A 20,388-nucleotide genomic window follows, 5' to 3' on the forward strand; every position below is an offset into this window, starting at 1 on the left:
GTTCTCCTTATTCAGCGGAACTGGCGGTATTCGTTACACAACACCAACTGGGCCGGTTCGTCTTCGTCAATCAGGTTGTAGCGGTCCAGCGGCTGTAAAAAGTGGTTATCGTGGTCGTCGTCATTAACAGAAGAGACTTCGCCAACCAGCACATCGCCAAAACCGGCTTCTGCCCAAAAGCTGTGATAAAGGCCAGGCGGCAGGCAGATACTTTCGCCGGGAGACAGGCGCAACTGACTGCCTGCGGTATGTTTCTGGCGGCAGCCGTCGATCACCACCGTAACGTCGCTATCAACCGTTTGCTCGTTGCTATCGGCATTCCACAGTTCAACAATCAAATTGCCGCCGCCGCGATTGATAATGTCCTCACGCTTACGCCAGTGAAAATGCATTGGCGTTACCTGCGCATCGCGCACATGCATGATCTTCTCGGCGTAACATTTCGCATACGGCATTCCTTTTGGCGAACCGTTACGCAGGGTAAACAGCGTCAGTCCCTGTGCAGCAAAGTCGTTGCCACCAAAAGCGGTAACATCCCAGCCGAGTTTGAGATCAAAAACTTCCTCCCACGCGGTGGTGTCGAGTTGTTGCCATTGGGCAGGCGTGAAACTGGCAAAGGGCGGAAGATGCACGTCATGTTGCGAAAAGAATTGCCGTGTATGGCCGAGAATGTCGTTTATAGCGGAGCGTTTCATCGAAAGCGTTCTCCTTAGCGGTGGCCGGGCAGCTGCGCCGCCCGGCGTGTGGACTTATTTCACCGTCCAGCCTTTGTAATTGCCGACGTTGTTTTTGTCGATCATCGTCACCGGGATCAGCACCGGCTCTTTCGGCGCGGGTTTGCCCTGCAAAATGTCGTAGCCAATTTCTACCGCTTTCGCTGCCATCACCTGGGGATCTTGCGCTGGGGTGGCGACAAACAACGAGTTCTCACGTTTCAGCGCCTCTTCGGCGTCCGGGCTTCCGTCAACGCCGACAATAAAGAACTCGCTACGTTGTGCCTGTTTGGCTGCCAGATCGGCACCGATCGCGGTGGGATCGTTAATGGCAAATACGCCGTCGATCTTCGGATTTGCCGCCAGCAGCCCTGTCATCACCTCCAGCCCGCCTTCACGACTGCCTTTGGCGTTCTGGTTGTCAGAGAGCACCTTGATGTCAGGATGGCGTTTAAATTCAGTCTGGCAGCCTTCAACGCGGTTTTGTACGGCGGACACCGGAGGCCCATTGATGATCACCACATTGCCTTTGCCTTTCAGGCGATCGGTGATGTATTTACAGGCCATTTCGCCCGCCTGGGTGTTATCAGAAGTGATGGTCGCATCGGCGCCTTCTGCCGCCACGTCAACCGCCACCACCACGATCCCGGCGTCTTTTGCCCGTTTCACCGCCGGGCCGATCCCTTTTGAATCGGCAGCGTTGAGGATGATCATATCGACGTTAGCGGCGATAAAGTTGTCTATTTGCGACACCTGCTGGCCCAGATCGTAGCCGCTGGAAACCAGCGTCACTTTGACGTTATCACCTGCCAGTTTGCGTGCTTCCAGCTCCGCGCCTTTGGTGATCTGCACGAAGAATGGGTTTGCCAGATCGCCCACCGTCACGCCTATCGATTTCAGTTCTTTCGCCTGGGCGAACGGTGCTGCGGCCAGCAGCGCGCCTGCACAGAGCGCGGTCACTAAGGGCTTCAATCTCATGCTGTATTCCTCATGTGTAGGGTATTGTTGTTATGCGCTTTGATGATGTCGGGTACGGTATTTATCGATCAGCACCGCAATGATGATCACCGCCCCTTTGATCACCAGTTGCCAGAAGTAAGAGACGCCCATTAGGGTCATGCCGTTGTTTAGCGTGGCGATAATCAGCGCCCCAACCAGCGTGCCGGTGATGGTGCCGATGCCGCCGACAAAACTGGTGCCGCCGAGGATCACCGCCGCAATGGCATCCAGTTCGTAACCCATGCCTAAGTTGCCGTTGGCGCTGTACAGCCGCGAGGCGCTCATAATCCCGCCAAGCCCTGAAAGCAGGCCGCTCATGCCATAAACAAACAGCAGCACCAGCCAGACCTTAATGCCGGTAAGACGCGCCGCCTGCATATTGCCGCCGACGGCGTAGATATGAACGCCAAGCGTGGTGCGGCGCAGAATAAACCAGCACAGCACAATCACCGCCAGCGCAATCACCACCAGCCACGGGACAGGCCCGAGATAGTTATTACCTATCCACTCGAAATTAATGTTGGAGTTGATGACCGTGGTGCCGTCCGCCAGCAGATACGCCGCCCCGCGTAGCGCCGTATAGGTGCCGAGCGTGACGATAAACGGTGGCAATCCGGCAAAGGCCACCAGCGCGCCGTTGAATAACCCCAGCAGCAGGCCGAGCATCAGCGCCGCTGGAATCGACAGCATGGCGAACTCCGGGCTAAGGGAGACGACCATCGCCGCCACCGCCGTGGTGCCGAGAATTGAACCTACAGAAAGATCGATTCCGCCAGTCAAAATGATGAAGGTCATTCCCGCCGCCAGAACAATGTTGATCGACGCCTGGCGGGTAATATTCAGCAGGTTACTTTCGGTAAAAAAGTTTGGCGCGATAAAGCCAAATACCGCCACGATCAGAATCAAAATGGGCAAAATGCCGACCGTTTGCATCAGATCGCTCATCAGCATTTTTTTGGCAGAGGTCTTTGCAGAGGTCATCATGAGGGCACCGCCTGGGAATGGGCGTCGTTGACGCCAGTCGCTAAGGTCATAATGTTTTCCTGGGTGATGTTTTTGCCGTTTAACTCACCGGCAATGCTGCCTTCGCGCATCACATAGACGCGATCGCTCATGCCGACTATCTCCGGCAGTTCGCTGGAGATCATCAGGATCGCCACGCCCTTGCGCGCCATCTCGTTCATGATCCGGTAGATCTCGCTTTTTGCGCCGACGTCCACACCGCGCGTGGGTTCGTCGAGCAGTAAAATGCGTGGGCCAATTGCCACCCAGCGGGAGATCAACAGTTTTTGCTGATTGCCGCCCGAAAGCCCGCCCGCTCGCACCTGGGCATGAGGCACGCGGATGTTGAGCAACTTGATGGCGTCATCGGAGATGGTTTGTGCTTTTTTGCGATTGAGCATTCCCCAGCTGGCATCGCGCTCCAGGGTTGCCATGGTGATGTTTTCGGCTGCCGCCATTTCAAGGAATAAGCCTTGTTCTTTGCGATTTTCGGTGAGAAAACCAATGCCAAGATCGATAGCTTCGCGCGGGGAGTGGATCACCACCGGTTCACCATCGACTTCAATCATTCCGCCCGTCGCTTTGTGCACGCCGAAGATCAACTGCGCCAGTTCGGAACGTCCGGCTCCCACCAGCCCGGCGAGGCCGACAATTTCGCCGGAACGCACCAGCAGACTGCTCGGCTGCACTTTGCCACCGTCGGTCAGGTGGTGAACATTCAGGCGGGCTTTGCCGAGCGGGATATCGCGCTCTTTATTGAACAGATCGCTCAGTGGCCTGCCGACCATCATCCGCACCAGTTCAGCGGCGTTGAGATTGTCGCGGGTCAGGCTGCCAACGTATTGCCCGTCGCGCAGCACGCTGACGCGATCGGAAAGCTCATACACTTCCGCCATGCGGTGGCTGATATAGATAATCGCCATCCCTTCATCGCGCAGCCGCATAATCAGTTCAAACAGGCGGTGAGTTTCACGCGAGGAGAGGGCAGCGGTAGGTTCGTCCATCACCAGAATGCGGCTGTTGCGATGCAGCGCGCGGGCGATTTCGACCTGTTGTTGCTCGGCGATGGTCAGCGTCATGACTTTATCGCTGGCGTTAAACTGCGCGCCGAGGCGGTCGATCACTTTTTGCGCCTGCACCAGCATCTCTTTACGCTGCACCAGCCCGCCGTGGGAAAGCTCGCTGCCGAGGAAAATGTTTTCTGCCACCGTCAAATTGGGTGCCAGCTGCATCTCCTGATAAATCAGCGTAATACCGGCGCTTAAGGCATCTTTTGGCGTGCGAATGTGAAAGGGCTTGCCGTCTATGAGGATCTCGCCGCTGGTGGCGGTATACGCCCCCGCCAGCACCTTCATCAGCGTGCTTTTTCCGGCGCCGTTTTCCCCCATCAGGGCATGGATCTCACCAGGATAAACCGTCAAATCCACCCCCTTGAGCGCATAAAATTTGCCGAAGGCTTTGGCAATGTTGCGCATCTCCAGAACCGGCGTGCTGTTCATGGTGGACTCCTGCGAGGTTGTCGATATCAGCACTCCATCACAGGAAAGTAAATGCAAAATGTCAGAAGCCGTTCATATTTGTCATATTGCGATTTTTCTTCACGGAGCGTGATATGGCGCACCCCGGACGTCACTTTTTTGCCAGCGCGCGCGGGCGATTGCTGCTTTTAAATTTGCTGGTGGTGGCGGTGACGCTGATGGTCAGCGGCGTGGCGGTAATGGGTTTTCGTCATGCCAGCCAGATGCAGGAGCAGGTGCAGCAGCAAACGGTGGATGATATGACCGGCAGCCTGAATCTGGCGCGCGACACGGCAAACGTGGCGACGGCGGCGGTGCGATTGTCGCAGGTGGTGGGAGCGCTGGAATATAAAGGCGAGGCCGAGCGATTGCAGGAGACACAGCGGGCGTTAAAAATCTCGCTTGAGCAACTGGCGGACGCGCCTTTAGCGCAGCAGGACGCCGGGCTGGTGACGCGAATCATCACGCGTAGTAACGAACTGCAAACCAGCGTCGGCGGAATGCTGGAGCGCGGGCAAAGGCGGCATCTGGAGCGTAACGCGCTGTTAAGTTCGCTATATCAAAACTTAAGTTATCTGCGGCATTTGCAAAAAGTCACTCACGCGGAAGATGACATTTTGCTTAACGAGATGAACCGACTGATTGTTGCCGCTATTGCCACGCCCGCGCCGCAGGCAATTATTCATCAACTGGTCGGGGTGATGTCTGCGCTACCGACCCACAGCGATACGCCATTGGTTAATACGTTACTCACTGATTTCAATGATGAACTGCGTAAACTCGCGCCGCTTTCTGCCGCTCTGGAGCAAAGCGATCTGGCAATCAGCTGGTATATGTTTCACATCAAAGCGCTGGTGGCGATCCTCAATGGCGACATCAACCGTTATGCCGAACAGGTGGCGACGCTCTCCGGTCAGCGGGTGGCGCAAAGTTACCAGGATCTGCGCTCCGGCGAGAGGCTGATCATGATTTTCGCCCTGTTAGCGGTGGTGATCACCGCGTTTGCAGGTTGGTATATCTATCGCAATCTCGGCTCTAACCTGACGGCGATCTCCCGCGCCATGAGCCGCCTGGCGCACGGCGAAGCGGACGTCACTTTTCCGGCGTTACAACGGCGCGATGAGCTGGGTGAACTGGCGCGCGCCTTTAACGTCTTCGCCCGCAATACCGCATCACTCGATCGAACGTCACGGCTGTTGAAAGAGAAAACCACGCAGATGGAGATTGCCCAAACCGAGCGGCAGGGGCTGGAAGAGGCGCTATTGCACAGCCAGAAGCTGAAAGCGGTTGGGCAACTGACGGGCGGGCTGGCCCATGATTTTAATAATCTGCTGGCGGTGATCATTGGCAGCCTGGAGCTGGTGAACACGGACTCGCCCGACGCGCCGCGAATACAGCGGGCGCTGCAAGCCGCCGAACGTGGGGCGCTACTGACCCAACGGCTACTGGCGTTTTCCCGCAAGCAATCCTTACATCCGCAAGCCGTTGAACTGAAAACACTGCTGGAAGAGTTAAGCGAATTAATGCGCCACTCCTTACCGACAACGCTGGCGCTGGAGATTGAAGCGCAGTCTCCGGCGTGGCCCGCGTGGATTGACGTCAGCCAGCTGGAAAACGCCATCATCAACCTGGTAGTGAACGCCCGCGATGCGATGGAAGGGCAGACGGGAATCATCAAAATTCGCACCTGGAATCAGCGCGTTACTCGCAGCAGTGGGCAGCGACAGGATATGGTGGCGCTGGAGGTCATCGATCATGGCAGCGGCATGTCGCAGGCGGTGAAAAGCCAGGTATTTGAGCCGTTCTTTACCACCAAACAGACGGGCAGCGGCAGCGGGCTGGGCTTGTCGATGGTCTATGGTTTCGTGCGCCAGTCCGGCGGGCGCGTAGAAATTGAAAGCGCGCCGGGGCAGGGAACAACGGTCAGATTACAGCTTCCCCGCGCGCTGACGGCGGCGAAAAACCTATCGCCAGCGACGGTAGAGCAGACAGCTGTCAGCGGCGATAAACTGGTGTTAGTGCTGGAAGATGAAGCCGCGGTGCGCCAGACCATCTGCGAGCAGTTGCACCTGTTGGGCTATTTGACGCTGGAAGCGAGCAGCGGCGATCAGGCGCTGGACCTGCTGGCGGCATCAGCAGAAATCGATATCTTTATCAGTGATTTAATGCTCCCAGGCGGCATGAGCGGCGCAGAAGTGGTCAATGCGGCCCGCAAACTTTACCCGCACCTGACGCTGCTACTCATCAGTGGTCAGGATTTACGCCCCAGCCATAACCCCGTGCTGCCCGATGTGGCGCTACTGCGCAAACCTTTTACCCGCGCGCAGCTGGCACAGGCGCTGGGGCAAATTGAGGGATGATTTTCAGAATTTATCAAGAGGCCTGAAGCAAACGTGCTGCTATTGTGAGCAATTCTGTTCTGAATGGGATATAAAAGGAATTATGCCAGTACTGACAAGAGGCGATTCACATATGATCGTGATGCCAACCACCTATAGCCCTATGACGGTTGCTCGTTCTTTTCGCGTGGTGGAAGAGATCGAGCTTTCTGGACGTCTGTTACAGGTAATTTATGACAAGCAGACGCCAAGAGCGGCCATCATTGAAGCGGACATTGAAGTTTTTGCAGGCGTGCCGCGTCATCGGGTACTTGCCGCTCTCGATCTGCAGCGTAAAAAAGAGTTCGGCAGCGATATCATTGCCGTTGAACGCTGGTGGGAAGACTCGGATCTGGTACAGGTGGAAGGTATTTGTGTCTCTCCTGGTGAGCGCGATAAGGGGCTGGCAACTCGGCTGTATGAAGCGCTAATTCTGCAATGCGGTATCACGCTAATCAGCGATTTTGATCAATATGATGGCGGGAAGATGCTCTGGCAGAAGATCGCGCGCGAGTCCGATTAGATTTCCGTGTTTGTATTAGACACTGAACAAGGGGCATTTTGGCCTTACGATGGCACGAAAGTGATCTACGATGGCGGTTGCATTCCGGAAGAGCGTATCTGGAGTATTTCACCGGATCAAAAATGTCATGGCATTGTGCTGGTGGCGGAAAATAAACAGCGAGCTAACCAGCTAATGGAAGAGTCTGCGCCTTACCGAATTTGAGATTACTCCGCTACTCCGGTCATTCACACTCAACTAACGTTAAGCCAGTCCATTGCAGAGACTGGCTTATGAAACCTTACTCCACGCTCTTTCTTTTCACCCTGCTCACGCTGTCCACCGTTCCGGCTCAGGCCGATATTATCGACGACACCATTGGCAATATTCAGCAGGCGATTAACGACGCTTATAACCCTGACCGTGGACGAGACTATGAAGATTCGCGCGACGACGGCTGGCAGCGTGAAGTGAGCGACGATCGGCGCAGACAATATGACGACCGCCACCGCCAGTTTGAAGATCGTCGCAGGCAGCTGGACGACCGCCAGCGCCAGCTTGATCAGGAGCGTCGGCAACTGGAAGATGAAGAGCGGAGAATGGAAGATGAGTATGAGCGGTGAGGGGGCAGCGCGCACATGACCAACCCTATCACGCTACCCCAATCTCCATCCCATCAAACCCGGCCTCAAACCCTGACGGCAGCGCGTTCTCCATCAGCCACGCATCAAACTGATGGCTGATGTGCGTCAGAATCACGCGCGGCGAGCGGATAACTTCATTCAGCGCCAGCACGGTGTTTAAATCGCAGTGATTGCGCGGCGCATCCTCGCGCGGCGGATGGCTGCAATCAATCACCATCACTTGCGGCTGGTTATTGCATAAAAATTTCAGCGTTTTTTCCGGCAGGCCAGCGGTGTCAGACAGCCACGCCACCCGGCTATGCGCCGTTTCCAGTAAATAGCCGAAAGTGAGTTTCGAATGGTTAAGCGGCAGCGGCGTCACCTGCAACCCCTGCAAATCAAACACCACAAACGGTTCCACCGTGTGGCTGAAATCAAGCAGGCCCGGATGTTTAAACAGATCGTCGCAACCCTGTTCATCCGGCGGGCCGTAAACCGGGATCGGATCGCCAACGCCCCAGCGCAGCGGAAACAGCCCTTGCACGTGATCCATATGATAATGCGTCAGCAAAAACTGCTGGAACGATCCGGGTGACCAGCGATCGGCGAGATCGTGCCGCCCGGCGTCGATCAGGGTGACAGCCTCGTTAAACTTCACCACGCCGCTGCATGGCTGGCGGCGATACCGCGGTGAACGCCGCGCTCTGACGCAGGCCGCGCACTCACAGCCCCATGCCGGAACGCCCTGTGCGCCGCCAGTGCCGGTGAGCGTGAGAGTCAGGCTCATGTTACAGCGCCTTCGTGAAGCGGAAGTGGCTCTGCTCGTAGCCTTCGCGCAGATAGAAACGGTGCGCGTCGTGGCGCTTCACGTTGGTGGAAAGCTCAGTCATTTCGGCCCCGGCCTGGCGGGCTTCTTCTTCTGCCCATGCCAGCAACTTGCTACCCACGTTCAAACCGCGCGCCTGCGGCATCACCACCAGTTCCTGAATTTCGCCGATCCAGTTGACATGATGCAGATGAAACTGCAAATGCAGGCCGATCATGCCGACAACTTCGCCATCCAGCAGCGCCAGATGGTAGCGCATGTTTGGGTCGCGCAGGTTGGCGTTAAAGCCCACGCGAAACGCGTGATGGTCAAACTCCGCCTGTTTTAGCTCACATATCAGCGCGTAAACCGCGTCGGTATCGTACTGCGTGGCCGGGCGAAGCTCACAAGCAGGCATGGTATTTCTCCTTCTGATGAATCAGCGTCAGCAGCGTGTCGACCGACTGGCGCAGGCTGCCGTCATTGTTGAGTGTATGGCAATCCTGCGGAGTATAGCGGGCGGCGCGCGCCAGTCGGGCGTTAATTTCACTGGCGTTTTCACGGCCACGGTTTTCCAGACGCTGGCGGAGGATCTCCGGCGAAACCTGTAAGCAAATGGGCAGCAGCGCCGATTGATAGCGCGCCCGCGCCTGCGGCAAATGCGCGCGTGAGCCGTTGACTACCACGTCGAATCCAGCGTGCAGCCAGAGGTCAATCTCGATGCCGACGCCATAATACAGACCGTTAGCGTGCCAGCTTAAGGCCAACAGATTTTGCCCCGCGCGGGTAAAAAACTCCTGCTCGCTCAGGGCGATATGGTTTTCGCTTCCGGCACAGGCATCGCGCGTGATGTAGCGATGTGCCACCAGTAGCTGCGCCTGTTCCCGCTGGCGCAGCGCCGCCAGCAGGCTGTCTTTCCCGGAGCCGGAAGGCCCCATTAACCAAATCAGTTTTCCCGTCATCAGAACACCCTTTTACCCTGACGCCAGACGTGGTCGATATGAATGTGATTGTCCTTGCGATGCGCCAGCACCAGGTCGGCGCGTTTGCCCTCGCTAATCACCCCGCGATCCTGAAGATTAAGCGCCTGCGCCGGGTTTTTGGTCACCAGCTTCACCGCCTGCGGCAGCGTAAAGCGGTTGCTCTGGTCATCGGCGACGCGAAATGCCGCATCGAGCAGGCTGGCGGGGTAGTAGTCGGAAGAGAGGATATCCAGCAGGCCAAGCTGTGCCAGCTCACTTGCCGCCACGTTGCCGGAGTGCGAACCGCCGCGCACGATATTCGGCGCGCCCATCAGCACGTTCATGCCGTGCTTGCGCGAGGCTTCCGCCGCTTCAAACGTGGTGGGAAATTCGGCGATCACGCTGCCAAGCTGGTGGGATTCGGCAACGTGTGCGTGCGTGGCGTCATCATGGCTGGCGAGCGCAATTTGTCGCGCGCGGCACAGGGCGGCGATGGATTCGCGATTCGGCTGCGACCAGCGTGCGGCAAGCGCCAGCTGTTCCTCTTCATACTGCTGCATCTGCGCATCAGTGAGCGAGTATTTGCCCTGATAATACTCGCGATACTTCTCGCGATTGGCGAACTGGCGCTGGCCCGGTGAGTGGTCCATCAGCGATACCAGCGTCACCGGCTCGCGCTGCACCAGTTTTTCAAACAGCGGCAGCGTAGTGTGGTGCGGCAGTTCGCAGCGCAGGTGCAGACGGTGCTCGGCGCGGTTGACACCGCGTTTCTGCGTCTCTTCGATGGCGTTGATCATCTTCTCCAGATTCTCCAGCCGATCGCCGCCGTCGCGCACATCACCAATCGCCACGGCGTCCAGCACGGTGGTGATGCCGCTCGCCACCATCAGCGCATCGTGGCTGCTCATCGCGGAATGGGCGGGCCAGTCAACTTTCGGGCGCGGGGTGAAGAATTTATCGAGGTTATCGGTATGCAGCTCAATCAGCCCCGGCAGCAGCCAGCCGCCTTCGCCGTCCATCGCGTCCGGCAGGCGGCTCTGGCTTTCGGCAAAGGCACGGATTTCGCCGTCCTGTACTTCCAGCGAACCGTGCACCACTTCGTTTTCCAGCACCAGCTTAACGTTATTGATAATCATGAAGAGGCTCCCATTGGGTGCAGGCGGTCGGCGACGTCATTACGTACGGCTTCGTCATGGAAGATGCCGACGATGGCTGCGCCACGGGCTTTGGCTTCGCGGATCAGCTCGACTACGGCGGCGCTGTTTTTGGCGTCCAGCGAGGCGGTAGGTTCGTCGAGTAGCAGAATGGGGTAGTCGACGATAAAGCCGCGGGCGATGTTGACGCGCTGTTGTTCGCCGCCGGAGAAGGTCGATGGCGCCAGGTGCCACAGGCGTTCAGGCACGTTCAGGCGGGTGAGGAGACGCGCGGCTTTAGCGGCGCAGGCTTCACGCGGTACGCCGGTATCGAGCAGCGGCTGCATCACCACTTCCAGTGCCGAAATACGTGGGATGACGCGCAGAAACTGGCTTACCCAGCCGACAGTGGTTTTGCGGATCTCCACCACTTTGCGCGCTGGCGCGGTGACCAGGTCGACCCATTCATCACCGTGTTTGATCTGGATTTGCCCTTCGTCGGGTAGATAGTTGGCATACAGCGAGCGTAGCAGAGTTGATTTTCCACTGCCGGAATGGCCGTGGAGTACCACGCATTCGCCGGCGTTGACGGTGAGTGAGGCGCCTTGTAATACAGGCAGGCGCACGCCGTTTTGCTGGTGCAGGATGAAGGTTTTACTGACGTTTTGTACGTTAATCATTTTTCGCCTCGTGGTTCGGGTGTCGGATGCGACGCTGATGCGTCTTATCCGACCTACGGGGAGCGCATTTGTAGGCCGGATAAGGCGTTTACGCCGCATCCGGCACCAGCTCAATTCTGCAAAACCGATGACACCAGCAACTGGGTATACGGATGGTGCGGGTCGTCGAGCACCCGGTCGGTTAACCCACTCTCCACCACTTTCCCTTGCTTCATCACCAGCAAACGGTCCGCCAGCAGGCGGGCGACGCCCAGATCGTGGGTGACAATTACCACTGCCAGATTCAGCTCCACCACCAGACCGCGCAGCAGATCGAGCAGGCGTGCCTGTACCGACACATCCAGCCCGCCGGTTGGCTCGTCCATAAACACCAGCTTCGGATGCGTCACCAGGTTGCGGGCGATCTGCAAACGTTGCTGCATGCCGCCGGAAAAGGTGGTCGGCAGGTCGTCGATCCGGTTAGCGGGAATCTCCACCTCTTCCAGCCATTTCTGCGCGGTGGCGCGAATGTCGCCGTAATGACGCGCCCCGGTTGCCATCAGCCGCTCGCCGATATTGCCGCCTGCCGAGACCTGGCGGCGCAGGCCGTCGAGCGGATGCTGATGCACCACGCCCCATTCGGTGCGCAGCAGGCGACGGCGGTCGGCCTCGCTCATGCCATAGAGGGAACGGTTTTCATAGTGAATCTCCCCCTGCTGCGGCGTCAGGCGAGCGGAAATCGATTTCAGCAGCGTGGTCTTCCCGGAGCCGGATTCCCCGACAATGCCCAGCACTTCCCCCGGCCATAAATCAAAAGAGACATCGCTAAAGCCTTTGCCCGGCGCGTAAAGGTGGGTCAGGTTATTGACCGAAAGTAACGGTTGATTCATTGGCTTTTCGCCTCGCTCTGTTGGCGGCAATAATCGGTATCGGAGCAGACAAACATGCGGTTTCCGGCGTCATCCAGCACCACTTCATCAAGATAGCTGTGGGTCGATCCGCAGATGGCGCACGGCTCATCCCACTGCTGGACGGTGAACGGGTGATCGTCGAAATCGAGGCTTTCCACGCGGGTAAACGGCGGCACCGCATAGATGCGCTTCTCACGCCCCGCGCCGAACAGTTGCAGGGCGGGCATCATGTCCATTTTTGGGTTATCGAATTTCGGGATCGGCGACGGGTCCATCACGTAGCGTCCGTTCACTTTCACTGGATAGGCATAGGTGGTGGCGATATGACCGAAGCGGGCGATATCTTCATACAGCTTCACCTGCATCACGCCATACTCCTCCAGCGCGTGCATGGTGCGGGTCTCCGTTTCGCGCGGCTCAATGAAGCGTAGCGGTTCCGGGATCGGCACCTGGAAGATAATGATCTGATCTTCGGTCAGCGGCGTTTCGGGGATGCGGTGGCGCGTTTGGATAAGCGTCGCATCATCCGTGCGTTCGGTGGTGTTCACCCCGGTCACGCGCTTAAAGAAGTTGCGAATCGACACGGCGTTGGTGGTGTCATCCGCGCCCTGGTCAATTACCTTCAACACGTCGCTTTCACCAATCACGCTGGCGGTGAGCTGTATGCCGCCGGTTCCCCAACCGTACGGCATCGGCATCTCGCGCCCGCCAAACGGCACCTGATAACCGGGGATCGCCACCGCTTTTAAGATGGCGCGGCGGATCATGCGTTTGGTCTGCTCGTCGAGGTACGCAAAGTTGTAGCCGCTCAGATTAGCCATGGTTCTGCTCCTGTTGCAGACGTTTGAGTAGCTCCAGTTCGGCCTGGAAATCGACGTAGTGCGGGAGTTTGAGGTGCGAGACAAAGCCTGCGGCTTCGACGTTGTCGGCATGTGCCAGCACAAACTCTTCATCCTGCGCCGGGCCTGTGGGGTGCTCGCCGTATTCCGGGGCTTGCAGAGCGCGGTCAACCAGCGCCATCGCCATCGCTTTGCGCTCGCTCATACCGAACACCAGCCCGTAGCCGCGCGTGAAGTGAGGCGGCTCATCTGGCGGATCGATAAAACCGTTGACCATTTCACATTCGGTCATCAGCAGTTCGCCGACGTTCACCGCAAATCCCAGCTCTTCCGGCACAATCGACACGTCGATATAGCCGCTGCGGATCTCGCCTGCGAACGGATGATTGCGTCCGTAACCACGCTGGGTGGAGTAGGCCAGCGCCAGCAAATAGCCTTCGTCTCCGCGCATTAACTGCTGCAAACGGGAAGAGCGTGAGCAGGGGTAAACCGGCGGCGTGCGGGTGATGTCATCCGGCTGTGCGCCGCTATCTTCTTCAAACTTCGCCAGCCCCTGACGCGCCAGCAGGCTGAAAACGTGCGGCGACGGCTGTTGTTCGCTGTCGGCGGTGGTCAGCGTTGGCGCTTCGCCGTTTGCCAGCAGGGTGAAATCGAGCAGGCGATGGGTGTAGTCGTAGGTTGGGCCAAGCAGCTGGCCGCCGGGAATGTCTTTATAAACCGCCGAAATACGGCGTTCGAGGCGCATCCCGGTGGTGTCGAGCGGCTCGCTCACCGCCAGCTTTGCCAGCGTCGTGCGGTAGGCGCGCAGCAGGAAAATCGCTTCAACGTTATCGCCGCTGGCCTGTTTCAGCGCCAGCGCCGCCAGTTCGCGGTCGGCAATGCCGCCTTCGGTCATCACGCGATCTACCGCGAGGTTAAGCTGCTGTTCAATCTGGGCGACGCTCAGTTCGGGCAAATCGGTATCGCCCCGGCGTCGGCTTTCTTGCAGGGCGTGGGCGGCGTCGATCGCCTTTTCGCCCCCTTTCACGGCAACGTACATCAGCACACCTCCACATGAGTGGTTCGCGGAATAGCCAGCAGGCGCTCGCCGCAGGTCAGGATCAGGTCGATGCCGAGCGGAAACGGGTGCGGGCGCTCGGTGAGTTCGTGCAGAATGCACTCCGGTAGCTGCGGGGCGATCATTCGTTCTTCGGCAATACCCGCGCCGGTGAGACGCAACATGCGCCCGCCGCTCAGGCTGGCGACCTGTAAAATCAGCGTCGCGCCCGCTTCTGGCGCAACGGCGGTGCCGCTGGAAAGAGCGTTGAGCTGTTCGCTGGAAATCGCCTCATCCGTCACCGCGAAGGTCGCCTGTTCCGGTTGATTGACCAGCGGCGCGTTGGTATGAAAACGCAGGCTCTGGTTGACGATATCGTTACTTAATGGCTGGGAAAGCCACACCGGCGTGTCGTTATCGGCCAGCGTGAGCAGCACGCTGGTGGTGGCGATATTCAGCGGCTGCCAGCCGCGTTTGAGCTGATGCAGGGCGACAATCACGCCCGGCTCGCTCATGGCCTTTAACAGGCGACGAAAACTGTGCTGGGCATCCTGCACGGGAAGCATAAAAGCGGTTTCCAGTGTCATGCGTTGTCTCCGCGAACCATCGTAAAGAAGTCGACCCGGCTGGCGTTCACTTCGGCCTGGCGTGCGGCAATGCGTGCCATACGGTCAGCATCCAGCGGGGCAATAAGGGTTTCTGATAAGTTTTGAAAGTGGCGAGATTGCTGCATCAGCGCGTCAATCAGCGCGCAGCGTTCGGCATGCTGTTTATCACGCCCCAGCACCCAGCTGTAGCCGAGCGTGCCGTCAGTCAGGCGTACGGCGGCGCGGGTGAGCGTGGCGTCGCCAGCAAAAAAGCGTTCGCCGGTGCCGCCCATCCGCGCCTGAATCTGCACCAGGCCAGTTTCGGCGGCGCGGATAACGTCATAGTCGGCGGTGATGTTCAGCGCGTTCAGGCGGGCTGCCAGTTCAGCCGGTTGGCTGTGCGCCAGCACGGACATCCAGTGCTGGCGGGTCGCGGTATCTGCGTGCATTCAGTGCTCCATAGTGAATTCAATCATGTCGGCGCGCGTCAGGCTGACGGAGTACTCCGCCGGGCTGCTTTCACCGTCACGGTGGTTAAGGGTGCGCACGCACAACAGCGGCGACATATTCGGGATTTCAAGACGCTGGCACTCTTTGGCCTGGGCGCGGCGGGCGCTGATCCGCGTCTGGCTGCGGCGCAGCGCAATCCCCGTTTGCTCGCGCAGAAAATCGTGCAGCGAGCCGCTGTCGAAGCGTTGCAGCGTCGACCAGAGGGTGAGGTCCGCGAAGTAGTGGTCGATCAAACAGAGCGCGACGCCGTTGACCCGACGCAGGGTGCGCAGGTGGATGACGTTCTCCCCCTCGGTTATCCCCAGCGCGTCAGCGACGTGACCGGACGCGGGGCGCAATACCGACAGCAGTTTTTCGCTGGTGGGATGGCAGCCCTGATCCAGCAGGTTCTGGCTAAAACGCGCCTGGGCGTTGAGTGGGTAATCGAACGGGCGCATCAGCACCAGCACGCCGACGCCCTGACGGCGCTGTACCCAGCCTTTTTCCACCAGTTGGTCGATGGCGCGGCGCAGGGTGTGGCGATTCACCTCAAAGCGCGCCGCCAGTTGCTGCTCGGCGGGAAGATAGTCGCCGCAGCGATAGTGTTGACGAAGCTCCTGCTCAAGTTTTGCGGCTATCTCCTGATAGCGTGTTGGGTAGCTGGTCGGATGTGTAGACAAGTGCATAGCTATCAATGCCTCGCTTATCAGATAAAGTGCTTACGCAACCGTTGAGAGAGGAAATCCAGCAGGCTGACCGTGACGATAATCAGCACCATCAGGGCGCAGGTTTGCTGGAACTGGAAACCGCGAATCGCTTCCCACAGCGTGACGCCGATCCCGCCCGCGCCGACCATGCCGACGACGGTCGCCGAGCGGACGTTGGATTCGAAGCGATAGAGGGAGTAGGAAATTAGCAGCGGCATCACCTGCGGCAGCACACCGTAGAGGATCTCTTCGAGCTTGTTGGCGCCGGTGGCGCGAATGCCTTCCACCGGGCCGGGTTCAATCGCTTCCACTGCTTCGGAAAGCAGTTTGGAGAGCACGCCGGTGGTGTGGATAAACAGCGCCAGCACGCCAGCGAACGGACCGAGGCCGACGGCGACCACGAACAGCATGGCGAAGACCATTTCGTTAATGGCGCGGCAGGCGTCCATCAGGCGACGTACGGGCTGGTAAACCCACCACGGCACCAGGTTTTCGGCGCTCATCAGACCGAAGGGGATGGAGAGAACCACTGCCAGCGCGGTGCCCCAGACGGCGATTTGCAGCGTGACGGCCATTTCGGTGAGGTAATCCTGCCACTGGCTGAAATCGGGCGGGAAGAAGTCGGCGGCGAACGTCGCCATGTTGCCGCCATCTTTAATCAGCGTGAGCGGGGCCATTTCCGCGCCCTGCCACGAGACGACCAGCACGGCGAGAACAACGGCCCAGCTCAGAAGCGAGAACCAGCTTCGCTTGGGTGGGGCGATGGTGATGGTTTGCATGTTTGGCTCCGGTTTGTAGGCCAGATAAGGTGCTTGCACCGCATCCGGCATCAACGTCTGCACATTGTCGGATGCGACGCCGGGGCGTCTTATCCGACTTACGATTTACTGCACCGCTTTACTCACCGAACTCATCGCGCTTAACGCGTTGTTCAGTCGGTCCAGGTCATCCAGCTGTGCCTGAATGGCGGTGGTTTTCGCCAGCTTGTCCTGCTCATTCAGTCCTTTATTGCCCTTAACGCCCTGCATCTCTTTAAACAGCGCGAGCTGGCGAATCGGTACCAGTTGCAGGTCGCTGGAAGCGCGGAACGGCGCCCAGCCCAGGCGCTCCAGCACCGCTTTCTCTTCCGGCGTTTTGCCGTAATTCATAAAGAAGTCGTAGATCTTGTCTTTGGTGGTTTCGGAAAGATTTTTGCGCCAGACGATCGGATCGCCTGGGATCAGCGGCGATTTCCAGATCACTTTCAGTTCTTTCAGCTTCTCCGGTGCGGAGGTTTTCAGCTTGTCGAGGTTTTCGGTGTTGTTGGTCGCCACATCCACCTGTTTGTTGGCGACGGCCAGCGCGTTGGTTTCATGTCCGGCGTTGACGGTGCGCTTGAAGTCGCTGGCGGAGATATTGTTTTTGGCAAAGACGTAGTAACCGGGGACGAGGAAGCCAGAGGTGGAGTTAGGATCGCCATTGCCGAAGGTGAGATCTTTACGCTTCGCCAGCAGATCGTTCAGGTTGTTGATCGGGCTATCTTTGTTGACGATCAATACGCTCCAGTAACCCGGCGATCCATCCGCCGCGACCGTCTGGGCGAAGACCTGACCGTTGGCGCGATCCACCGCTTCCATTGCCGACAGGTTGCCGTACCAGGCGATATCCACTTTGTTGAAGCGCATTCCCTGGATAATGCCTGCGTAATCTGGGGCAAAGAAGGCGTTGACCTTCACGCCCAGCTTCTTCTCCATATCCTGTAAGAATGGCGTCCATTGCGGTTTCAGGTTTTGCTGTGATTCCGTTGAAATAATGCCGAAATTCAGCGCCTTTTCCTGCTCTTCGGCGTGCGCCGGGCTTAACAGGGTGCTGAGGCTGAACATGCTGGTGAAGGCCAGCGAGGCAATTATCTTAGCGTTCATTCGTTTTCCTCAATGATGGGGATGTCAGGCAGCTTTCGCGTTCTCTTCGATGCGATTAATGCTGCAGTAGAGATGGTCAAAACGTTCGTTATCAAACTGTTGGCTGCTGCCGTCGTAGAAGACGTGCCCCTGGCGCAGGGCGACGATGCGTTCGCAGTAGCGCAGGGCGTAATCCACCTGATGCAGCGTGACGACCACGGTGATGCCGTCGTTCTGGTTGATGTCGCGCAGGGTGTCCATCACGATGCGCGCTGATTCCGGGTCCAGCGAGGCGATCGGTTCGTCCGCCAGAATTACCTTCGCCTGCTGCATCAGCGCACGGGCAATCGCCACACGTTGCTGCTGGCCGCCGGAGAGGGTGGAAACGCGCTGATGAGCAAAGTGCACCATGCCAACGCGGGTCAGCGCCTGTAACGCGCGCTGTTTCTGCTCGCCGGTGAACCAGCTAAAACAGGTGCGCCAGAACGGCGTGCTGCCGAGCGCGCCAATCAGCACGTTCTCCAGTACGCTCAGGCGATTCACCAGGTTGAATTGTTGGAAGATGTAGCCGGTATGGGCGCGGCTTTTGCGGATATCGCGCGCCAGACGGCCTTCGCGCTGGACAGTGCGGCCCAGCAGCTCGATATGGCTACCGACAGATTTATCGCCGGTAATCAAACCGCTTAAGTGACGTAAAAGGGTGGATTTGCCGGAACCCGACGGCCCAAGCAGAGCCACCATTTCACCATGATGAATGTTCAGATCAACCGCGTGCAGCGCCTGATGCTGATTGAAGGTTTTGGCGAGCTTCTCGACACGGATAATCGTTTGCATGATGCAGCCTCCCTAAAAAAGTGGCTCCATCGTGGCGGATCATTGTGACGATTTGGTTAATTAAAAGTGACTAACAGATGAAGAGTTAACGGGAATTCGATGACAGTGCGGGAGGGCGGGCCTCCCGGCGGGTTATTGCGCTGGTTGTTGTTTAACGACATTAATCATCCACGGCACGCCAAATTTATCGGTGACTTTGCCGAAGCCATGCGCCCAGAAAGTTTCCTGCCAGTCCATTTCGATTTTTCCGTTAGCTGCAAGGTTATCAAACCAGCGTTTTCCTTCTTCGACCTGTTGCGAATCGAGTACCAGTGTAAAGCCGGAGTAGCTGGCTTTTCCTGACGGCATGGCATCGCTCATCATGATATCGCTTCCGGCAATACGCACGTTAGCATGGGCGATGGCGGTATCGGGAAATTGCATCCCGGAAGGGCAGCCTTCGGCGCTGTCCTGCGCTGATTTCGGCATTTCGCCGAAGCTGATTTTATAGAGCAGTTCCGCGCCCAATGTGCGTTGATAATAAGCAATTGCGTCGGCACAGTTACCGGCAAAAGAGAGGTAGGGACTTAACGGCATGATGGTGACCTCAGTTAAGAGAAGCCAGTTAAGTGTAGTTCGAAATTTGTACAGATGAGAGGGAAGCCTGATAAGACGCGCGAGCGTCGCATCAGGCATCTGGCACCGTTGCCGGATGCGGCGTAAACGCCTTATCCGGCCTACGGAGGGTGCGGGAATTTGTAGGCCTGATAAGACGCGTGAGCGTCGCATCAGGCAGTCGGCACCGTTGCCGGATGCGGCGTAAACGCCTTATCCGGCCTACGGAGGGTGCGGGAATTTGTAGGCATGATAAGACGCGCGAGCGTCGCATCAGGCAGTCGGCACCGTTGCCGGATGCGGCATAAACGCCTTATCCGGCCTACGGAGGGTGCGAGAATTTGTAGGCCTGATAAGACGCGCAAGCGTCGCATCAGGCATTTGGCACTATTGCCGGATGCGGCGTAAACGCCTTATCCGGCCTACGGAGGGTGCGGGAATTTGTAGGCCTGATAAGACGCGCGAGCGTCGCATCAGGCATCTGGCACCGTTGCCGGATGTGGCATAAACGCCTTATCCGGCCTACGGAGGGTGCGGGAATTTGTAGGCCTGATAAGACGCGCAAGCGTCGCATCAGGCATCTGGCACTATTGCCGGATGCGGCGTAAACGCCTTATCCGGCCTACGGAGGGTGCGGGAATTTGTAGGCCTGATAAGACGCGCGAGCGTCGCATCAGGCATCTGGCACCGTTGCCGGATGTGGCATAAACGCCTTATCCGGCCTACGGAGGGTGCGGGAATTTGTAGGCCTGATAAGACGCGCAAGCGTCGCATCAGGCAGTCGGCACCGTTGCCGGATGCGGCGTAAACGCCTTATCCGGCCTACGGATCTACCGATCATGTGCCAACATTACATTGAGCAATACAATCAGTTCTTTTTCACAAACTCAGATTTCAGTTTCATCGGACCAAAACCGTCGATTTTGCAATCGATGTTATGGTCGCCTTCAACCAGGCGGATGTTTTTCACTTTGGTGCCAATTTTCAGCATCGAAGAGCTACCTTTCACCTTCAGATCTTTAATGATGGTAACGCTGTCGCCGTCAGCCAGCAGGTTGCCGTTAGCATCTTTAACGATCAGCTCGTCACTTTCCTGTGCAGGTTCTGCGTCGTTCCATTCGTAGGCACATTCCGGGCAGATGTACATGCCGTTATCTTCGTAAGTGTATTCGGAGTTGCATTTTGGGCAGTGTGGTAATGACATGTGGATTTCCTCAA

The 20,388-nt window shown here is 57.8% G+C and carries 22 protein-coding genes and 1 pseudogene; 3 read left to right on the plus strand and 20 right to left on the minus strand.

Features of this window, described 5'->3' with window-relative positions:
• Nucleotides 1-11 precede the first annotated feature (11 nt).
• Genes D9741_RS07420 through D9741_RS07435 form a run of 4 tightly spaced genes read right to left on the minus strand, consistent with a single transcriptional unit; the run spans nucleotide 12 to nucleotide 4,213 of the window.
• Nucleotides 12-695, minus strand: coding sequence for a D-lyxose/D-mannose family sugar isomerase (locus D9741_RS07420; RefSeq protein WP_130215628.1), 684 nt, complete (start codon nucleotides 693-695; stop codon nucleotides 12-14).
• A 54-nt stretch (nucleotides 696-749) separates the two neighbouring features.
• A complete protein-coding gene (locus D9741_RS07425; protein ID WP_130205867.1) occupies nucleotides 750-1,691 on the minus strand; it encodes an ABC transporter substrate-binding protein in 942 nt (313 codons plus the stop codon).
• A 30-nt stretch (nucleotides 1,692-1,721) separates the two neighbouring features.
• Nucleotides 1,722-2,696 carry a ribose ABC transporter permease gene (locus D9741_RS07430; protein WP_130215630.1) on the minus strand — a complete coding sequence of 325 codons (975 nt, stop codon included), beginning with the start codon at nucleotides 2,694-2,696 and terminating at the stop codon, nucleotides 1,722-1,724.
• On the minus strand, nucleotides 2,693-4,213 hold the full coding sequence (locus D9741_RS07435; RefSeq protein WP_130215632.1) for a sugar ABC transporter ATP-binding protein: 1,521 nt from the start codon (nucleotides 4,211-4,213) through the stop codon (nucleotides 2,693-2,695). The genes D9741_RS07430 and D9741_RS07435 overlap by 4 nt, the downstream gene beginning before the upstream one ends.
• Nucleotides 4,214-4,326: 113 nt before the next feature.
• Between D9741_RS07435 and D9741_RS07445 the strand changes: the two genes are divergently transcribed.
• The 3 genes and pseudogenes from D9741_RS07445 to yjdP all read left to right on the plus strand — a co-directional run bounded on the left by D9741_RS07445 (nucleotide 4,327) and on the right by yjdP (nucleotide 7,734).
• Complete coding sequence (locus D9741_RS07445; protein ID WP_130215634.1) at nucleotides 4,327-6,591, plus strand: hybrid sensor histidine kinase/response regulator; 2,265 nt, start codon at nucleotides 4,327-4,329, stop codon at nucleotides 6,589-6,591.
• Between the two features lie 112 nt (nucleotides 6,592-6,703).
• Nucleotides 6,704-7,336 (plus strand): annotated as a pseudogene (locus D9741_RS07450) (GNAT family N-acetyltransferase).
• 68 nt (nucleotides 7,337-7,404) lie between these two features.
• A complete protein-coding gene (gene yjdP / locus D9741_RS07455) occupies nucleotides 7,405-7,734 on the plus strand; it encodes a DDRRRQL repeat protein YjdP (RefSeq protein ID WP_130215636.1) in 330 nt (109 codons plus the stop codon).
• Between the two features lie 28 nt (nucleotides 7,735-7,762).
• Here the strand turns inward: yjdP and phnP are convergent, their stop codons facing one another.
• The 16 genes from phnP to D9741_RS07535 all read right to left on the minus strand — a co-directional run bounded on the left by phnP (nucleotide 7,763) and on the right by D9741_RS07535 (nucleotide 20,374).
• On the minus strand, nucleotides 7,763-8,521 hold the full coding sequence (gene phnP, locus D9741_RS07460; RefSeq protein ID WP_130215638.1) for a phosphonate metabolism protein PhnP: 759 nt from the start codon (nucleotides 8,519-8,521) through the stop codon (nucleotides 7,763-7,765).
• A 1-nt stretch (nucleotide 8,522) separates the two neighbouring features.
• On the minus strand, nucleotides 8,523-8,957 hold the full coding sequence (phnO, locus tag D9741_RS07465; RefSeq protein WP_001110490.1) for an aminoalkylphosphonate N-acetyltransferase: 435 nt from the start codon (nucleotides 8,955-8,957) through the stop codon (nucleotides 8,523-8,525).
• On the minus strand, nucleotides 8,944-9,501 hold the full coding sequence (phnN, locus tag D9741_RS07470) for a ribose 1,5-bisphosphokinase (protein WP_130215640.1): 558 nt from the start codon (nucleotides 9,499-9,501) through the stop codon (nucleotides 8,944-8,946). The genes phnO and phnN overlap by 14 nt, the downstream gene beginning before the upstream one ends.
• Nucleotides 9,501-10,637 carry an alpha-D-ribose 1-methylphosphonate 5-triphosphate diphosphatase gene (phnM, locus tag D9741_RS07475; RefSeq protein WP_130215642.1) on the minus strand — a complete coding sequence of 379 codons (1,137 nt, stop codon included), beginning with the start codon at nucleotides 10,635-10,637 and terminating at the stop codon, nucleotides 9,501-9,503. The genes phnN and phnM overlap by 1 nt, the downstream gene beginning before the upstream one ends.
• Nucleotides 10,634-11,314 (minus strand): phosphonate C-P lyase system protein PhnL, encoded by a 681-nt coding sequence (gene phnL / locus D9741_RS07480; RefSeq protein ID WP_130215644.1) that lies wholly within the window; start codon nucleotides 11,312-11,314, stop codon nucleotides 10,634-10,636. The genes phnM and phnL overlap by 4 nt, the downstream gene beginning before the upstream one ends.
• A gap of 110 nt (nucleotides 11,315-11,424) precedes the next feature.
• Complete coding sequence (gene phnK, locus D9741_RS07485; RefSeq protein WP_001075516.1) at nucleotides 11,425-12,183, minus strand: phosphonate C-P lyase system protein PhnK; 759 nt, start codon at nucleotides 12,181-12,183, stop codon at nucleotides 11,425-11,427.
• A complete protein-coding gene (gene phnJ, locus D9741_RS07490) occupies nucleotides 12,180-13,025 on the minus strand; it encodes an alpha-D-ribose 1-methylphosphonate 5-phosphate C-P-lyase PhnJ (RefSeq protein WP_000002284.1) in 846 nt (281 codons plus the stop codon). Before phnJ ends, phnK begins: the two co-directional genes overlap by 4 nt.
• A complete protein-coding gene (phnI, locus tag D9741_RS07495) occupies nucleotides 13,018-14,082 on the minus strand; it encodes an alpha-D-ribose 1-methylphosphonate 5-triphosphate synthase subunit PhnI (RefSeq protein ID WP_039022650.1) in 1,065 nt (354 codons plus the stop codon). The genes phnJ and phnI overlap by 8 nt, the downstream gene beginning before the upstream one ends.
• On the minus strand, nucleotides 14,082-14,666 hold the full coding sequence (gene phnH, locus D9741_RS07500) for a phosphonate C-P lyase system protein PhnH (RefSeq protein WP_130215646.1): 585 nt from the start codon (nucleotides 14,664-14,666) through the stop codon (nucleotides 14,082-14,084). The genes phnI and phnH overlap by 1 nt, the downstream gene beginning before the upstream one ends.
• Complete coding sequence (gene phnG, locus D9741_RS07505; RefSeq protein WP_130205889.1) at nucleotides 14,663-15,115, minus strand: phosphonate C-P lyase system protein PhnG; 453 nt, start codon at nucleotides 15,113-15,115, stop codon at nucleotides 14,663-14,665. Before phnG ends, phnH begins: the two co-directional genes overlap by 4 nt.
• Nucleotides 15,116-15,841 (minus strand): phosphonate metabolism transcriptional regulator PhnF, encoded by a 726-nt coding sequence (gene phnF, locus D9741_RS07510; protein WP_130215648.1) that lies wholly within the window; start codon nucleotides 15,839-15,841, stop codon nucleotides 15,116-15,118.
• 20 nt (nucleotides 15,842-15,861) lie between these two features.
• Nucleotides 15,862-16,641, minus strand: a complete 780-nt coding sequence (phnE, locus tag D9741_RS07515) for a phosphonate ABC transporter, permease protein PhnE (protein WP_001193500.1) — start codon at nucleotides 16,639-16,641, stop codon at nucleotides 15,862-15,864.
• 105 nt (nucleotides 16,642-16,746) lie between these two features.
• Nucleotides 16,747-17,763, minus strand: a complete 1,017-nt coding sequence (phnD, locus tag D9741_RS07520) for a phosphonate ABC transporter substrate-binding protein (protein ID WP_000991996.1) — start codon at nucleotides 17,761-17,763, stop codon at nucleotides 16,747-16,749.
• 24 nt (nucleotides 17,764-17,787) lie between these two features.
• Entirely contained in the window at nucleotides 17,788-18,576 is a 789-nt protein-coding gene (gene phnC, locus D9741_RS07525; protein WP_130215650.1) for a phosphonate ABC transporter ATP-binding protein, read from the minus strand.
• Between the two features lie 132 nt (nucleotides 18,577-18,708).
• On the minus strand, nucleotides 18,709-19,152 hold the full coding sequence (yjdN, locus tag D9741_RS07530; RefSeq protein WP_130215652.1) for a VOC family metalloprotein YjdN: 444 nt from the start codon (nucleotides 19,150-19,152) through the stop codon (nucleotides 18,709-18,711).
• An 886-nt stretch (nucleotides 19,153-20,038) separates the two neighbouring features.
• Entirely contained in the window at nucleotides 20,039-20,374 is a 336-nt protein-coding gene (locus tag D9741_RS07535) for a zinc ribbon domain-containing protein YjdM (RefSeq protein WP_001300891.1), read from the minus strand.
• Between the last annotated feature and the right edge of the window lie 14 nt (nucleotides 20,375-20,388).

It is taken from the genome of Escherichia sp. E14V7, from assembly GCF_004212225.1.
GTDB lineage: Bacteria > Pseudomonadota > Gammaproteobacteria > Enterobacterales > Enterobacteriaceae > Escherichia.

Bases quoted from the DNA above. Each gene is read 5' to 3' on its own strand.
- phnK (WP_001075516.1), bottom strand. From the start codon at position 12,183: ATGAATCAACCGTTACTTTCGGTCAATAACCTGACCCACCTTTACGCG.
- phnN (WP_130215640.1), bottom strand. From the start codon at position 9,501: ATGACGGGAAAACTGATTTGGTTAATGGGGCCTTCCGGCTCCGGGAAA.
- D9741_RS07435 (WP_130215632.1), bottom strand. From the start codon at position 4,213: ATGAACAGCACGCCGGTTCTGGAGATGCGCAACATTGCCAAAGCCTTC.
- phnP (WP_130215638.1), bottom strand. From the start codon at position 8,521: ATGAGCCTGACTCTCACGCTCACCGGCACTGGCGGCGCACAGGGCGTT.
- D9741_RS07445 (WP_130215634.1), top strand. From the start codon at position 4,327: ATGGCGCACCCCGGACGTCACTTTTTTGCCAGCGCGCGCGGGCGATTG.
- phnO (WP_001110490.1), bottom strand. From the start codon at position 8,957: ATGCCTGCTTGTGAGCTTCGCCCGGCCACGCAGTACGATACCGACGCG.
- yjdN (WP_130215652.1), bottom strand. From the start codon at position 19,152: ATGCCGTTAAGTCCCTACCTCTCTTTTGCCGGTAACTGTGCCGACGCA.
- phnC (WP_130215650.1), bottom strand. From the start codon at position 18,576: ATGCAAACGATTATCCGTGTCGAGAAGCTCGCCAAAACCTTCAATCAG.
- phnF (WP_130215648.1), bottom strand. From the start codon at position 15,841: ATGCACTTGTCTACACATCCGACCAGCTACCCAACACGCTATCAGGAG.
- phnJ (WP_000002284.1), bottom strand. From the start codon at position 13,025: ATGGCTAATCTGAGCGGCTACAACTTTGCGTACCTCGACGAGCAGACC.
- D9741_RS07535 (WP_001300891.1), bottom strand. From the start codon at position 20,374: ATGTCATTACCACACTGCCCAAAATGCAACTCCGAATACACTTACGAA.
- phnE (WP_001193500.1), bottom strand. From the start codon at position 16,641: ATGCAAACCATCACCATCGCCCCACCCAAGCGAAGCTGGTTCTCGCTT.
- phnH (WP_130215646.1), bottom strand. From the start codon at position 14,666: ATGACACTGGAAACCGCTTTTATGCTTCCCGTGCAGGATGCCCAGCAC.
- D9741_RS07420 (WP_130215628.1), bottom strand. From the start codon at position 695: ATGAAACGCTCCGCTATAAACGACATTCTCGGCCATACACGGCAATTC.
- phnD (WP_000991996.1), bottom strand. From the start codon at position 17,763: ATGAACGCTAAGATAATTGCCTCGCTGGCCTTCACCAGCATGTTCAGC.
- D9741_RS07425 (WP_130205867.1), bottom strand. From the start codon at position 1,691: ATGAGATTGAAGCCCTTAGTGACCGCGCTCTGTGCAGGCGCGCTGCTG.
- phnM (WP_130215642.1), bottom strand. From the start codon at position 10,637: ATGATTATCAATAACGTTAAGCTGGTGCTGGAAAACGAAGTGGTGCAC.
- D9741_RS07430 (WP_130215630.1), bottom strand. From the start codon at position 2,696: ATGATGACCTCTGCAAAGACCTCTGCCAAAAAAATGCTGATGAGCGAT.
- yjdP (WP_130215636.1), top strand. From the start codon at position 7,405: ATGAAACCTTACTCCACGCTCTTTCTTTTCACCCTGCTCACGCTGTCC.
- phnL (WP_130215644.1), bottom strand. From the start codon at position 11,314: ATGATTAACGTACAAAACGTCAGTAAAACCTTCATCCTGCACCAGCAA.
- phnI (WP_039022650.1), bottom strand. From the start codon at position 14,082: ATGTACGTTGCCGTGAAAGGGGGCGAAAAGGCGATCGACGCCGCCCAC.
- phnG (WP_130205889.1), bottom strand. From the start codon at position 15,115: ATGCACGCAGATACCGCGACCCGCCAGCACTGGATGTCCGTGCTGGCG.